The sequence below is a fragment of the Bacteroides sp. D55t1_190419_B8 genome (assembly GCF_015558905.1).
GTDB classification, from domain to species: domain Bacteria; phylum Bacteroidota; class Bacteroidia; order Bacteroidales; family Bacteroidaceae; genus Bacteroides; species Bacteroides vicugnae.
In genome coordinates this window covers 34,641-49,819 of sequence record NZ_JADMOU010000013.1, presented here as the reverse complement: position 1 = coordinate 49,819, position 15,179 = coordinate 34,641, and the positions used below count along the sequence as shown (strand labels likewise).

Genomic DNA, 15,179 nt, shown 5'->3' with positions numbered 1-15,179 from the left:
GGCTTGCCGAAGCCTCAGGAAAATACATGGCAACAGTTCTCACGCTTTTCATGAACCTTATGAAGGTATTAGGATGGACGCATATACGAAAACCTTAAGATTCAATCACAACCCTCTGAACCTCATCCTCGGAACAGAGAAAAAGAAGGGGTTACGCATCGGTTATATGGAAGCCGGACTGCAAGGCTTCTATCTCAACTCTATGGAGACCGGAATCCATCCGCTAAAGCTATCCAAACTGCTGGCAGAAGAGTTTCACTGCACCGACAATGAGTCCGTCACCGGACTATTCCAATTCCTTATCAACGAAGGCGACAGAGTCTCCTACCAGATTATGCTCCCCTATTTACTCTCTACAGAGAACATCAACGAGTTCGAAAACATCATTCAAAAGCGTTTTTTCGGGGTGGAACGTTTCATCCGTCAAGGAAAGAATCTATACAAATTCGTGAAATATACAGAGGAAAGAAGGGACCCGATTATATGGATAAATGACTTGGAAAAAGGCATTATCGGATGGGATATGGGACTGCTTGTGAACTTGGCACGCGCCTCCCAAGCATGTGGTCACATCACCAAAGAGAAAGCCTGGGACTACATAGAACAAGCCGACAAATTATGTTCTTTAGATCTTCATACAGCGGAAGAAATAGACAAGAGTTTCCTTTTAGGAAAAGCGATGAAATCGGAAAAGATAGAAGATTGGGACCGGTTGTTATTATGCTATTCACTCCTGGGAAAGTACAGGAAGTAATTATTTTTCGCGGTCTACTACATAATCCAGATAAGACCGGAGAGCTGCACAGACATCGGAATCCGGCAAAGAAGCCAATAGATTGAAAGCTTTTTGTTTATAGCCATTCATAGTCTGAACCGCATATTCAATTCCTCCGTTTTCTTTAATAAACGAAATCAAATAAGCTATTTCATCGAGAGTAGCCGTCCCCTCCTTTACTTTGATTGCAATTTCTTGCGCTTCCTCGTTTTTCGTCGTATTCAGCACATACAAAGCGGGCAATGTCAGCTTACCTTCAAGCATATCATTACCCGTAGGTTTACCAATCTCCTTATTATCAAAGTAATCGAAAATATCATCCTTTATCTGGAAACAGATACCAATATATTCGCCCAGCAAACGGGCAAGTTCAGCTTCCCCCTCACCCACACCTACCGAGAAAGCGGCAGCCTTTGTGCAGGCAGCAAAAAGAGCAGCAGTTTTCTTGCGGATTACATCAAAATAGACTTCCTCGGAGAAACTGTGATTACTTACATTTGAAAGCTGAAGCAACTCACCGTCAGCAAGATCCTGTCCAAGAGTGGACACCAGCTGAATAATACGATGGCTGTTTGTCAATTCAGCATGTACGAGGCTGGTTGCCAATAAATAGTCACCCGTCAACACGGCCACTTTATTATTAAAGATTGCATTTACCGAGAGCTGTCCACGGCGTTCGGTGCTTTCATCCACTACGTCATCATGTACCAGGCTGGCCGTATGAAGGAGTTCCAGCGAAACAGCCGCGTGAAGAGTGGAAGGACATATAGCGCCATAAAGGCGTGCCACGAGCAAAACAAGAATAGGCCGCATCATCTTACCATTCCTCTGCCGTATGTGAGATACGACGCTATCGAGCAATGCATTTGAACTGGAGAGAGAACTATCAAAAAGTTCTTTGAAGTCGCCCAGTTCCGCTTCAATCGGAGTTCTGATAAGTGAGATGCTGTCCATTTATTACACAATTTGAGCACAAAAGTAATAATAAAACGCTTAATACCGTATTTTTTTGTACTTTTACCATGAAAAATTAATTAAATCTATGGATTCAGGTAATAAATTATTTCTTTTAGACGCTTATGCATTAATATATCGGGCGTATTACGCCTTTATTAAAAACCCAAGAATCAATTCCAAAGGATTCAACACTTCAGCCATACTGGGTTTTGTGAACACCCTCGAAGAAGTGCTGAAAAAAGAGAATCCCACTCATATAGGAGTAGCCTTCGACCCCGCAGGTCCCACCTTCCGCCACGAAGCTTTTGAACAATATAAAGCACAACGCGAAGAAACTCCGGAGGCAATCCGTCTTTCCGTACCTATTATAAAGGATATTATACGTGCCTACCGCATCCCTATTCTGGAAGTGGCAGGCTACGAAGCCGATGATGTGATAGGTACGCTCGCTACCGAAGCCGGTCGTCAGGGTATCACTACCTATATGATGACTCCCGACAAAGATTACGGGCAGCTGGTAAGTGACAAAGTATTTATGTATCGTCCCAAACACACAGGAGGTTTCGAAGTGATGGGCGTTGAGGAAGTGAAAGCCAAGTTTGACATTCAGTCTCCGGCACAGGTGATCGATATGCTCGGACTAATGGGCGACTCTTCGGATAACATCCCCGGATGTCCCGGAGTAGGAGAAAAGACTGCTCAAAAACTGATCTCCGAATTCGGAAGTATCGAGAATCTATTGGAACATACCGACCAACTGAAAGGAGCATTGAAAACAAAAGTGGAAACTAACCGGGAAATGATTACGTTCTCGAAATTTCTCGCCACCATTAAAATCGATGTCCCCATCCAACTTGAGATGGATTCTCTTGTCCGTGAAGAGGCAGACGAAAATTCACTCCGTAGCATTTTCGAGGAATTAGAATTTAGAACGCTCATTGACCGGGTACTCAAAAAAGATATTTCCGGAAACGGAATAACCTCCGCCACCGGAAGCAAAGTTACCACTGGAAAAAGCGCCCCCTCTCCTCTTCCACTTTTTCCCGAAGAAGGAGGCGGAATGCAAGGCGATTTATTTGCGAATTTCACGCCCGATGAACCGGGTGAAGCAAAAAAATCGAACCTAGAGACGTTAGAATCGCTCACTCACAACTACCAACTCATTGATACAGAGGAGAAAAGACAGGAAATTATTCAAAAGTTACTTACATCGAAAATTCTCTCGTTAGATACGGAAACCACCGGAACTGAACCAATGGATGCCGAATTAGTCGGAATGAGCTTTTCGATTGCAGAAAACGAAGCTTTTTATGTTCCCGTACCATCGGATCAAGACGAAGCGTTAAAAATCGTAAATGAATTCCGTCCGGTCTTCGAAAATGAGAATTCGTTGAAAGTCGGACAAAATATCAAGTACGACATGATTGTTCTTCAAAATTATGGCGCAACAGTAAAAGGTCCGCTTTTCGATACGATGATCGCTCATTATGTTCTTCAACCGGAACTTCGTCACGGCATGGATTATCTTGCGGAAATTTACCTGCACTATCAGACTATCCACATTGACGAACTGATAGGTCCCAAAGGAAAGAATCAGAAAAACATGCGCGATCTCGATCCGAAAGATGTATATCTGTATGCCTGCGAAGATGCAGACGTAACTCTGAAACTGAAAAACGTATTGGAGAAAGAGCTGAAAGAGAATGACGCAGAGCGTTTGTTCTATGATATAGAAATGCCGCTAGTTCCCGTATTGGTTCATATAGAACGGAACGGGGTATTGCTGGATACGGAGGCCCTGAAACAGTCCTCCGCCCATTTCACCGCCCAGATGGAGCAAATCGAAAAAGAGATTTACGAATTGGCCGGTGAGACTTTCAACATCGCTTCGCCCAAGCAAGTCGGTGAGGTACTGTTTGACAAACTGAAGATCATAGAGAAAGCAAAAAAGACTAAGACCGGCCAGTACGTCACCTCGGAAGAAGTACTCGAAAGCCTCCGGCACAAACATCCGGTAGTAGAAAAGATTCTGGAACATCGCGGACTGAAAAAGCTATTGGGCACATATATCGACGCACTCCCCCAGCTTATCAATCCACGCACAGGAAGGGTGCACACCTCTTTCAACCAGACTGTAACCGCTACGGGACGTCTTAGTTCAAGCAATCCGAACCTGCAAAATATTCCTATCCGAGACGAGAATGGAAAAGAAATCCGCAAGGCTTTCATCCCCGATGAAGGCTGCCTCTTCTTCTCTGCCGACTATTCGCAAATCGAATTGCGCATCATGGCACACCTTAGCGAGGATAAGAATATGATTGATGCTTTCCTTAGCAATCACGATATTCATGCGGCCACTGCTGCCAAAATTTATAAGATCGACCTGAAAGACGTAGGCTCCGATATGCGCCGTAAAGCCAAGACTGCCAATTTCGGTATCATCTATGGCATATCCGTATTCGGTCTTGCCGAACGAATGAATGTAGACCGCAAAGAAGCCAAAGAGTTAATCGACGGTTATTTTGAAACTTATCCGGGAGTGAAAGCATATATGGATAAAAGTATTCAGGTGGCCCAGGAAAAAGGCTATGTGGAAACAATCTTCCATCGGAAGCGCTTCTTGCCGGACATTAACTCCCGGAATGCCGTTGTACGCGGATATGCGGAACGAAATGCCATCAACGCCCCTATTCAGGGAAGTGCGGCAGATATTATAAAAGTAGCAATGGCACGTATCTATCAACGGTTCCAGGCCGAAGGAATACAAGCCAAAATGATCCTGCAAGTGCATGACGAATTAAATTTCAGCGTTCCTGTCAATGAAAAAGAGCGTGTAGAAGAAATCGTCATCGAAGAAATGGAGAAAGCATACCGCATGCACGTCCCCTTGAAAGCAGATTGCGGATGGGGCAAAAATTGGCTTGAGGCACACTAAACCATCAAGTGAATAAAGGCCACCTCAATCAGGAATTGCTATCTTTTAGACATTAATTACATAGGGAGACTCCATCTTATCCAAAGCCTTCCCTTACAAAATAGAAGCAAGTATGGGTAATAACATTATTTAACTCCATATCCAGAAAGCTAGAAAAAAGATTCCTTTTTCGACGAAGTGATTCATTCTATATCCGGCAAATTGACTGCCGGATATTTTTTTGTCACCAATATTGGCAAAAAGCTAGTTATCACCCACCTCCACTCTTGACATTTTGACAATCTTTTATCTTCAAAAATGCATAAATACCAAATTAATATGTAGATTTGCAGCGTAAAACCAATGCATTTAGTAGACAAATGAAAGTATAACCCAAAAACTTAAATAGCCATGAAAGCAAAAGTATCTTTAAAAATGTTCGTTTTATCTGCAGCTCTTCTTGTTGTATCGCTTGCTACTTCTGCACGTAGCTACGATAATCAATTGATTTATAATCCAATCGAAGAGAATGGCATGACAGTGGGACAAACCGTTTACAAAATGGATGGAAATACACTTGCCAACTACATGAAGTACAACTACAAGTACGATGACAACAAACGTATGATTGAAAGCGAAGCCTTGAAATGGAACAATAGCAAGGACGCATGGGAAAAAGACCTACGCATCAATTATACTTATGAAGGCAAGACCGTTACTACGAATTATTATAAATGGAACGCTAAAAAACAAACCTACGTACTGGTACCCGAAATGACCGTTACGATGGATAATACAAATATGTAACATAAACTCTCTCTCATTCTAATATTCTAACAAAAGGATACGCCGCTTCTGCTGAAGAAGTGGCGTATTTCATAATATGAGGTCTACATTACAAAACGAAGAAACGCTCTTGCAGTTCTTTTAGATAACTTCGGGAAATAATCAGATCATTCTTATCGTGAAAAGGCGGATAGAGTTGACAGCATTTACCATCAATCATTGCCAGATAATTAACATTTACAATAGCAGATTGGCTAATCTGTACGAAAGCTTGTGAATAACTGATAATATCTTCTGCTTTTGTATTCCGCTTCAAGTTCAGACAAGTTTGATTAAACAAGACCACCTGCCATTGACGTTTGTCTTTCAGATATTCAAAAAAGCCGATTTCCTCCAGTCGCAAAAGCTTGAAACCTGTCACTGTGCTAATCATAAACATGCCTTGCTGGGGCATCAATGCACTAATAGAAGAAGCAAAAGAAGGCAAAAGAGGAAGCGAAGTAGAGGTCATAGCCTTCCGGTAACGGTCTATAATTACTTTCAGGTCTTCCGCTTCAAAAGGCTTCAGCAGGAAGTCGAAAGCCGACTCACGCAACGCCTGAAGCAAGTATTTGTCATAAGAGGTGTAAAATACGACCTTCATATCCCACAAAATATCTTCCCTTATTTCACTTAATAGATTGAGTCCCAACGTATCCGGAAGTTCCACATCAAGAAACAATAAGTCCGGATGCAACTCCATAATCATCTTTTTACCCTTTGCACCATTCCCTGCGATTCCTTTTACTTCAAATTCACGATAGGGCTCCAATTCCCGGCGCAAAGCATCAATCGCTGTACGTTCATCGTCAACGATAACTACCTTATACTTATCCTCTGTATCCATCATAAATCATAAGAAAAATGAAACGGGATATATACCGACACTTCCGTACCGGTTTGTCCATCGCTTCTGTTGGTTATATCAAAACGTATTTTATCACTCTTATTCTTTGTATTCAATAATTGAACGGTCTGATACAACACTTTCAATCCTGTACCAGTACCCCGTGTGGCGGAAACCACCTGCGGGAGATACCCTCGTCCGTTGTCGGTAACCGTTATGCGAATCCCATTTGTTTCACGGGAAACATATACCATTAGCTCCTTTTTTCCGTCCTTTCCCGCCAGCCCATGTTTAATTGCATTCTCCACCGGAATTTGCACAATCATAGATGGAATCATGATGCGGGCTGCCTCTAATTCGTCCTCCACCGTAATTGTTGCGACAAAATCTTCTCCAACACGCCCACGTTCCAGTTCGATATATGTACGCACGAAATCCAGTTCGTCTTGCAAAGACACGCTCAATTTCTCGGTAAGTTCGAGGCTACGACGGAGATATTTCACCAGTTCCATCAGATTATGTTTCACCTCTTCCGAGCCGTTAAACTGGTTGATTTCACGTCCCAGTACATTAAAAGTAAAATGAGGAGAAATCCGGCTTCTCAAATTCTCCATGCGGACACGGTTGATTTGCTGGAAGAAACGCTGGCGAAGAAACTCCCTTTTTTTACGCATATACCAGACAACTACCACTACCCCTGCCACAAGCAACACGCAGACAAGTACCCAGATAGATACGCTCAATTTGAGCACTCTCATCTCTGCCGCCTGCCGCTGAATCTTCATTTCCTTACGAAGCACTATCGTATCCTGTCGGTAACGCATATCCAATTCGGCAACACGCATCTGTATCCGTTCGCTCCGAATGGAATCGTCCAGATGGCGATCGCGTTTCAGGTATTCATAGGCACGACGGTAATCACCGGTATGCTCAAAATAATGTTGCAGATACTGATTGCGTATAGTCAGCATATTGGCGTCAAGATGCCCCACAGGAGCAGTCCGGGCAATCATAGTCTTCGCTTGGGCTATATTTCCTTTCTTTAATGCCAGTTCAATCATCTGGGTTTCAATGTAATGAACGGCCGAATTATGCTGTATATCGGAGAAAAAACGATAACTTTCGTCCAGGCAGATCTGTGCGGAGTCCAGTTTGTCAGTCAACAAATACAATTCTCCCAGGTTTACTTTGATAAAATTCTGTTCAAATACCATCTGCGGATAAGAAGATACGAGTGCATTGGCCTTGCGCATATATTTCAAAGCCTCCTGATAGTCTTTCCGGTAATAATAATGGTTGCCGCGATTGTTGAGATAAGTCCATTGCTCGCTCACATTCATTTCATTGAAAAACTGTCCGGCCAATTCATAGTAATGATTGGATAAATCGAAATCACGCAGTTCCATGTAAGTCTGCCCCAATCCGTAGTAAACAGGAAATTTCGTGTGCTCGGACAAGTTCAAAGAATCGCAGAGAAAGAGGGCGCGCCGGTAATACGAAGCAGTGTGCGCCAAGTCACTGCAATGCAGATAGGCATCAGCGATATTGATACAAATATCCGGAAGCAGATGCAGTTTTTTTCCTTTCAGGCGATATCCGTAGGCTTTCTTATAGTCGATAATTGCAGAATCGGGACGGTTCAGCTGCATCCACACATTGCCTTCGATATTATAGACATCGGACAATACATCATTCCATCGTGGAGATTGGAGAGATTCAGAAGATTGGGAAGCATTGCGGGAAAATTCTTTTACCCGGCGGTTGTAATAGAGTATAGAATCAAAATCGGAAGAGACAAAAAATGTTTTCCCGTAAAGGGCGAGCAGACGATAATAAACCAAGGAATCTTGCGTCTGCGTCAGTGCCTCAAGCAGTTGTGAGCGGGAATAATGCACATTGGAAAACAACGAATCCTGCACACGAACTTCCAAAGAATCAACCAAAACCTGTTCGCACGAAGAGCTATTGTGATGTCTATCAGCGTATCCGCAACTTAACAACACCAACAGTCCCAACAGCGCAAATAGTCTCATAGCAGTCCTCTGATTCATCAGTCCCCTTTATATATGTCATGTTTTGAATGTGACAAAAATACATTATTTATCCTGAATCCCAGCGAATTTTATTATTTTTTTTAATACCTTTGTCCCCATATAAATATGAGCAACTGACCTAATGAGTCCACTGAACTTCACCCACATTTTGACACAGGCAGTCGATGAGCTATCGGAAAGCGAATCTTATAAAGGACTGTTTCATCAGCACAAAGATGGCGAACCACTGCCCTCTGCAAAAGTCTTGTATGAAATTATTGAGCTTTCACGCTCCATTCTTTTCCCCGGATATTACGGAAATTCTACGATTAACAGCCGGACTATCAATTATCACATCGGTGTAAACATTGAAAAATTGTTTGATTTACTTTGTGAGCAAATCCTGGCCGGATTATGTTTTAGTACTTCCATAGAGGGGAAATGTAACGTCTGCTCCGACTCGAAACGGGAAGAAGCTGCGCGTCTTGCCGCTAAATTCATCAGTAAGTTACCTGCCATGAGAAGGATACTGGCAACAGATGTGGAAGCCGCCTACAACGGTGACCCGGCTGCCGAAAGCTACGGAGAGGTCATATTCTGTTATCCGGCTATTAAAGCGATCAGCAATTACCGTATCGCGCATGAATTGCTGGAACTGGGTGTTCCTCTGATTCCCCGTATCATCACGGAGATGGCGCATAGCGAAACGGGAATCGATATCCACCCGGCCGCCAAGATTGGCACTCACTTCACCATCGACCATGGAACGGGTGTCGTAATCGGTGCCACGAGTATCATCGGAAACAACGTCAAACTATATCAGGGTGTCACACTGGGAGCCAAGAGTTTCCCGCTGGATGCCGACGGAAAACCAATCAAGGGAATCCCCCGCCATCCGATCCTGGAAGACAATGTGATTGTTTATTCCAATGCCACTATCCTGGGAAGAATCACCATCGGGCGTGATGCAACCGTAGGCGGTAATATCTGGGTAACGGAAAACGTGCCCGCAGGAGCAAGAATCGTACAAACTAAAGCAAAAAAATAAAATCAAAAAAATCTATATGAGCGAACAATTCGAGATGATAGCCAAGACTTTCCAAGGACTGGAAGAGATACTTGCAGAAGAACTGACAGCATTAGGAGCCAACGACATTCAAATAGGACGTCGTATGGTTTCATTTACAGGAGATAAACGTATGATGTACAAGGCAAATTTCTGCCTACGCACCGCCATCCGTATCCTGAAACCCATCAAGAACTTTACGGCCAAAGATGCTGACGAGGTTTACAATCAAATACAGGCTATTCCATGGGAAGAATATCTCGATGTGAACAAGACATTTGCTATCGATGCAGTAGTATTCAGTGAGGAGTTCCGCCATTCGAAATTCGTTTCGTACAAGGTGAAAGATGCGATTGTGGACTACTTCCGCGAGAAAACGGGTAAACGTCCGTCGGTACGCATCAACAATCCGGATGTACTTCTGAACATTCATATTGCACAGACTACCTGTACTTTGTCTTTGGACTCGTCCGGAGAATCACTTCACCGTCGCGGTTATCGCCAGGAAGCGGTAGAAGCTCCGTTGAATGAGGTATTGGCTGCCGGCATGATTTTAATGACCGGATGGCGTGGAGAATGTGATCTGATCGATCCGATGTGTGGTTCGGGCACGATCCCTGTAGAAGCCGCACTGATCGCTAAGAATATCGCTCCGGGAGTATTCCGCAAAGGATTTGCTTTCGAAAAATGGGTGGATTTCGATGCGGATATGTTCGATGAGATTTACAATGACGACAGTCAGGAGCGTGAATTTACTCATAAGATTTATGGGTATGACAACAATCCGAAAGCGAATGAAATTGCTACTCACAATATAAAAGCTGCCGGTGTATCGAAAGATATCGTGCTGAAACTGCAACCGTTCCAGCAGTTCGAACAGCCGCAGGAGAAGTCGATTATCATCACCAATCCTCCTTATGGGGAACGTATCTCTACGAATGATTTGCTCGGTCTTTACCAGATGATCGGCGAACGCCTGAAACACGCATTTGTAGGAAACGAAGCATGGGTGCTTTCTTATCGGGAAGAGTGTTTCGACCAGATTGGCTTGAAGGCAAGCCAGAAGGTTCCTTTGTTCAATGGACCGTTAGAGTGTGAATTCCGCAAATATGAGATTTTTGACGGAAAATATAAAGAGTTCAAGAGCCAGGAAGAGGGCGAAGAGAAGAAAGAGGGTGAAGGTGAACAGGCTCCAAGATTCAGAGAAAAAAAAGAGTTTAAGCCACGTCGCGAAGGTGAATTCAAACCACGCCGGGATGGTGAGTCCAGACCTCGCAGAGAGGGAGAATACAAGCCACGCAGAGAAGGTAGCGACTTCAAAGGCGGCGACAGAGATAGAAAGCCACGGGGAGAATTCCGCGGAGGAAGAGATTCGAGAGGGCCAAGAGAATTTAGGGGGAACCGGGAGCCGAGGATTCCGAAGAAGGAAGAGGAATAATTGATTCATAATTAAGAACAATCCACAACACCATATATCTACTAACGCACTGATACTCAATATGAGGTCGCAAATTACGACCTCAAGTTTGAACAACAATAATGTTAAGTAATAGGCGTAGATAGTAAACCAAAAAGTTAGACTAGAAAATGAATGAATTAGTCATTATAGAAAATAAGATATATGAAATCAGGGGACAAAAGGTTATGCTTGACTTTGATTTGGCAGAAATGTATGAGATTGAAACAAAGAACCTGAAACGAACAGTAAAAAGGAATATAAATCGTTTTCCTGCGGATTTTATGTTTCAGCTTACAAAATCAGAAGCTAACTTACTGATAAACAATATAAGGTGCCAAAATGGCACCTTAGAAATAAACTGGTTTAGATATCAGCCCTATGCCTTTACCGAACAAGGAGTCGCAATGCTATCAGGTCTTTTAAATAGTGAAAAAGCCATCGAAGTCAACATCAACATCATGCGAGCCTTCGTCCACATGCGCCAATACCTGCTCTCCCATGCACCCAAACAGGAATTGGAAGAATTGAGAAAAAGGATTGAATACTTGGAAGAGGACATATCCTCCGACAGAGAAAGCTACGAGAAGCAATTTGACGACCTATTCACCGCTTTTGCCAAATTGAGTGCTGCCATTCAAATAAAGCAGACTCCTTTGGACAGAGTAAAAATAGAAGGATTTAAAAACAAATAATAAAGAAAAGAGCAATGAGTAAAATTGGAAAAAGAGCCATTCTGTTATTATTGGCACTACCAATCGGATTCAATGTTATGGCACAAGAAACCAAAAAACCGACGCTGGAAGAACTGATTCCGGGCGGCGAGAGTTACCGCTATGCAGAAAACCTGTACGGGTTGCAATGGTGGGGCGACGAATGTATCAAGCCAGGAGTAGATACCCTTTATTCAATTCAACCCAAAACCGGGAAAGAAACAATGGTTATCACTCGCGAGCAAATCAACAAAGTGCTTGAAGAAAACAAGGCAGGGAAGTTATCGCATCTGTATTCCGTCCGTTTCCCATGGGCAGACAAGCCACAAATGCTATTCACGATAGCAGGAAAGTTCATTGTATATGATTTCAAGAGCAATCAGGTTGTCAGCACTTTCAAACCAAAGGACGGGGCGAATAATGAGGACTATTGCGCAGCCAGTGGAAATGTGGCTTACACGATAGATAATAATCTATATGTGAATGAGAAAGCAGTAACCAATGAACCCGAAGGCATCGTTTGTGGACAAACAGTGCACCGCAATGAATTCGGTATCAACAAAGGAACTTTCTGGAGTCCGAAAGGTAACCTGCTCGCTTTCTACCGTATGGATGAAAGCATGGTGACACAATACCCGCTTGTAGACATCACTGCGCGCGTAGGCGAAGTGAACAATGTACGCTATCCGATGGCAGGAATGACGAGCCATCAGGTAAAAGTAGGGATTTACAACCCCGCTACCGGCAAAAGCATTTATCTGAATGCAGGCGATCCGACAGACCGTTATTTCACCAATATCAGCTGGGCACCGGATGAAAAGAGCCTCTACCTGATCGAAGTAAACCGCGATCAGAATCATGCCAAACTCTGCCAGTACAATGCAGAAACAGGAGAACCCATGGGAGTTCTCTATGAAGAAATGCACCCTAAATACGTTGAGCCGCAAAACCCCATCGTATTTCTGCCGTGGGACCCTACCAAGTTCATCTATCAAAGTCAGCGTGACGGCTACAATCATCTTTATCTCTTTGAGGCAGATGCAGCAAACAAGAAAGGTGAAACCTATAATAGCGCCAACGGTGGCAGTTATTTCCAAGCCGGTAAAGTGAAACAGTTGACCAAAGGTAACTGGCTGGTCAGCGAAATTCTGGGATTCAACACAAAGCGTAAAGAGATCATCTTCACTGCCGTAGAAGGTTTGAGAAGTGGACATTTTGCAGTAAACGTAAGCAATGGCAAAATAAGCCAGCCGTTCGAAAATTGCAAGGAAAGCGAACATAGCGGAGCACTTAGTGCTTCCGGTACATACCTTATCGACCGTTATTCCACCAAAGACCAACCCCGCGTCATCAACCTGGTAGACACCAAAAACTTCAAAGAAACAGCCAACCTGCTGACAGCTGAAAATCCTTACGACGGATACCAGATGCCAAGCATCGAAACCGGAACAATCAAAGCGGCAGACGGCACTACCGACCTGCATTACCGCCTGATGAAACCGGCAAACTTCGATCCGGCTAAGAAATATCCCGTCATCGTATACGTCTACGGAGGCCCTCACGCGCAATGCGTCACCGGAGGATGGCAGAACGGCGCACGCGGATGGGACACCTACATGGCAGGCAAAGGCTATATCATGTTCACCATCGACAATCGCGGTAGCAGCAACCGCGGACTAACATTTGAAAATGCCACCTTCCGCCGTCTCGGTATCGAAGAAGGCAAAGACCAGGTGAAAGGTGTTGAATTCCTGAAATCCCTCCCCTACATAGACAGCGAACGCATCGGCGTACACGGATGGAGTTTCGGAGGCCACATGACTACCGCCCTGATGCTCCGTTACCCGGAGATATTCAAAGTAGGCGTTGCCGGAGGTCCGGTAATCGACTGGGGTTACTATGAAATAATGTACGGCGAACGCTATATGGACACACCGGAAAGCAATCCGGAAGGCTACAAAGAATGTAACCTGAAGAATCTTGCCGGTCAACTGAAAGGTCACCTGTTGATTATTCACGACGATCATGACGATACCTGCGTGCCACAGCACACCCTGTCGTTTATGAAAGCCTGTGTAGATGCCCGCACTTATCCCGACCTGTTTATCTACCCGTGCCACAAGCACAACGTAGCAGGCCGTGACCGTGTACATCTGCACGAGAAAATCACCCGGTACTTTGAGCAGAATTTATAAAACCTGCAAAGTCCACCGCATCCATACGAATCATATATAACAGTATAACTTATAATAGCACAAAGATGAAGATATTATTACTTGGCTCGGGCGGCCGCGAACATGCACTGGCATGGAAAATTGCCCAAAGTCCGAAAGTTGAAAAACTGTACATTGCTCCGGGAAATGCCGGAACAACTGCCGTAGGCGAGAATGTCAACATCAAAGCAACTGATTTTGAAGCCATCAGCGCTTTCGCTCTGAAAGAGAACATTCAAATGGTAGTAGTAGGCCCCGAAGATCCGTTGGTAAAAGGAATCTACGACTACTTCCAGAACCGTCCGGAGCTAAAGCATATCGCCGTTATCGGCCCTTCGGCTCAAGGAGCAGAACTGGAAGGAAGCAAGGAGTTTGCCAAAGGCTTCATGATGCGCCACGACATCCCGACAGCCCGCTACAAAAGCATCACTTCCGCAAACCTCGAAGAAGGTCTTGCTTTCCTCGAAACGCTGGAAGCTCCCTATGTATTGAAAGCTGATGGTCTTTGTGCCGGAAAAGGAGTTCTCATCCTCCCTACGCTAGACGAAGCGAAGAAGGAATTGAAAGAAATGCTGGGCGGCATGTTCGGCTCTGCATCGGCAACCGTTGTAATCGAAGAGTTCCTAAGCGGTATCGAATGTTCTGTATTCGTACTGACAGACGGAGAACACTATAAAGTCCTCCCCGTAGCCAAAGATTACAAACGCATCGGTGAAGGCGATAAAGGACTGAATACAGGCGGTATGGGTAGCGTAACCCCCGTCCCGTTTGCCGATGAAGTGTATATGGAGAAAGTTCGCACCCGCATCATTGAGCCGACCATCAACGGCCTGAAAGAAGAAAATATCACCTACAAAGGCTTCATCTTCCTCGGTCTCATCAAGGTGAAAGGTGAACCGATGGTGATCGAATACAACGTCCGCATGGGCGACCCGGAAACAGAAAGCGTGATGCTTCGCATTCAAAGCGACTTCGTAGAACTGCTTGAAGGCACTGCCGCAGGCAACCTGAACGAAAAAACACTGGTGATGGACCCGCGTTCGGCAGGCTGTGTCATCCTTGTCAGCGGAGGTTATCCCGAAGCCTACGAAAAAGGATTCCCTATCAGCGGACTGGAACAGGCTGCCGCTACCGACAGCATCATTTTCCATGCCGGAACAGCAATGAAAGACGGACAAGTAGTGACGAACGGAGGACGTGTGATTGCCGTTTGCTCTTACGGTGCAACGAAAGAAGAGGCACTGGCACAGAGCTACAAAGTGGCAGACATGATCGACTTCGACAAGAAGTATTTCCGCCGCGATATCGGATTCGATTTGTAATTCAAGTTTCGCACGCAAGTAGCCCTATTCCGCATAGCGTTGAACATCATTGACTTGT

Annotated in this window: 11 protein-coding genes; 8 read left to right on the top strand and 3 right to left on the bottom strand. The window is 44.5% G+C overall.

What is annotated here, in order from left to right; genetic code table 11:
- Positions 1-73 precede the first annotated feature (73 nt).
- On the top strand, positions 74-754 hold the full coding sequence (locus I2I13_RS13155) for a DUF1266 domain-containing protein (protein WP_148367831.1): 681 nt from the start codon (positions 74-76) through the stop codon (positions 752-754).
- Here I2I13_RS13155 and I2I13_RS13150 read toward each other — a convergent pair whose 3' ends face one another.
- Entirely contained in the window at positions 755-1,729 is a 975-nt protein-coding gene (locus I2I13_RS13150; RefSeq protein WP_195649664.1) for a polyprenyl synthetase family protein, read from the bottom strand.
- Positions 1,730-1,817: 88 nt separating this feature from the next.
- Here I2I13_RS13150 and polA point away from each other — a divergent pair, with 88 nt between their 5' ends.
- A complete protein-coding gene (polA, locus tag I2I13_RS13145; RefSeq protein WP_148367829.1) occupies positions 1,818-4,667 on the top strand; it encodes a DNA polymerase I in 2,850 nt (949 codons plus the stop codon).
- A 390-nt stretch (positions 4,668-5,057) separates the two neighbouring features.
- Positions 5,058-5,453: a DUF3836 domain-containing protein gene (locus I2I13_RS13140; RefSeq protein ID WP_148367828.1), complete on the top strand. Its 396-nt coding sequence runs from the start codon at positions 5,058-5,060 to the stop codon at positions 5,451-5,453.
- Between the two features lie 88 nt (positions 5,454-5,541).
- On the opposite strand, the gene I2I13_RS13135 is transcribed toward I2I13_RS13140, so the two are convergent.
- Entirely contained in the window at positions 5,542-6,321 is a 780-nt protein-coding gene (locus tag I2I13_RS13135) for a LytTR family DNA-binding domain-containing protein (protein ID WP_148367827.1), read from the bottom strand.
- Positions 6,318-8,369, bottom strand: coding sequence for a histidine kinase (locus tag I2I13_RS13130; RefSeq protein ID WP_195649663.1), 2,052 nt, complete (start codon positions 8,367-8,369; stop codon positions 6,318-6,320). Before I2I13_RS13130 ends, I2I13_RS13135 begins: the two co-directional genes overlap by 4 nt.
- Before the next feature lie 124 nt (positions 8,370-8,493).
- On the opposite strand from I2I13_RS13130, the gene I2I13_RS13125 reads away from it, so the two are divergent.
- The 5 genes from I2I13_RS13125 to purD all read left to right on the top strand — a co-directional run bounded on the left by I2I13_RS13125 (position 8,494) and on the right by purD (position 15,121).
- On the top strand, positions 8,494-9,399 hold the full coding sequence (locus I2I13_RS13125; RefSeq protein WP_004296704.1) for a serine O-acetyltransferase: 906 nt from the start codon (positions 8,494-8,496) through the stop codon (positions 9,397-9,399).
- Between the two features lie 16 nt (positions 9,400-9,415).
- The gene (locus tag I2I13_RS13120) at positions 9,416-10,855 is read left to right on the top strand and encodes a class I SAM-dependent RNA methyltransferase (protein WP_195649662.1); all 1,440 of its coding nucleotides are present in this window, start codon (positions 9,416-9,418) and stop codon (positions 10,853-10,855) included.
- A gap of 149 nt (positions 10,856-11,004) precedes the next feature.
- On the top strand, positions 11,005-11,568 hold the full coding sequence (locus I2I13_RS13115) for an ORF6N domain-containing protein (RefSeq protein WP_148367824.1): 564 nt from the start codon (positions 11,005-11,007) through the stop codon (positions 11,566-11,568).
- A 14-nt stretch (positions 11,569-11,582) separates the two neighbouring features.
- On the top strand, positions 11,583-13,781 hold the full coding sequence (locus I2I13_RS13110; protein ID WP_195649661.1) for a DPP IV N-terminal domain-containing protein: 2,199 nt from the start codon (positions 11,583-11,585) through the stop codon (positions 13,779-13,781).
- 65 nt (positions 13,782-13,846) lie between these two features.
- Positions 13,847-15,121, top strand: a complete 1,275-nt coding sequence (gene purD, locus I2I13_RS13105) for a phosphoribosylamine--glycine ligase (protein ID WP_195649660.1) — start codon at positions 13,847-13,849, stop codon at positions 15,119-15,121.
- The last annotated feature ends 58 nt before the right edge of the window (positions 15,122-15,179 follow it).

What these genes read in the sequence shown, in the direction of transcription:
- I2I13_RS13150 (WP_195649664.1), bottom strand. Translation starts at nt 1,729, where the DNA reads ATGGACAGCATCTCACTTATCAGAACTCCGATTGAAGCGGAACTGGGC.
- I2I13_RS13155 (WP_148367831.1), top strand. Translation starts at nt 74, where the DNA reads ATGGACGCATATACGAAAACCTTAAGATTCAATCACAACCCTCTGAAC.
- I2I13_RS13110 (WP_195649661.1), top strand. Translation starts at nt 11,583, where the DNA reads ATGAGTAAAATTGGAAAAAGAGCCATTCTGTTATTATTGGCACTACCA.
- I2I13_RS13125 (WP_004296704.1), top strand. Translation starts at nt 8,494, where the DNA reads ATGAGTCCACTGAACTTCACCCACATTTTGACACAGGCAGTCGATGAG.
- I2I13_RS13120 (WP_195649662.1), top strand. Translation starts at nt 9,416, where the DNA reads ATGAGCGAACAATTCGAGATGATAGCCAAGACTTTCCAAGGACTGGAA.
- I2I13_RS13130 (WP_195649663.1), bottom strand. Translation starts at nt 8,369, where the DNA reads ATGAATCAGAGGACTGCTATGAGACTATTTGCGCTGTTGGGACTGTTG.
- I2I13_RS13140 (WP_148367828.1), top strand. Translation starts at nt 5,058, where the DNA reads ATGAAAGCAAAAGTATCTTTAAAAATGTTCGTTTTATCTGCAGCTCTT.
- I2I13_RS13115 (WP_148367824.1), top strand. Translation starts at nt 11,005, where the DNA reads ATGAATGAATTAGTCATTATAGAAAATAAGATATATGAAATCAGGGGA.
- purD (WP_195649660.1), top strand. Translation starts at nt 13,847, where the DNA reads ATGAAGATATTATTACTTGGCTCGGGCGGCCGCGAACATGCACTGGCA.
- I2I13_RS13135 (WP_148367827.1), bottom strand. Translation starts at nt 6,321, where the DNA reads ATGATGGATACAGAGGATAAGTATAAGGTAGTTATCGTTGACGATGAA.
- polA (WP_148367829.1), top strand. Translation starts at nt 1,818, where the DNA reads ATGGATTCAGGTAATAAATTATTTCTTTTAGACGCTTATGCATTAATA.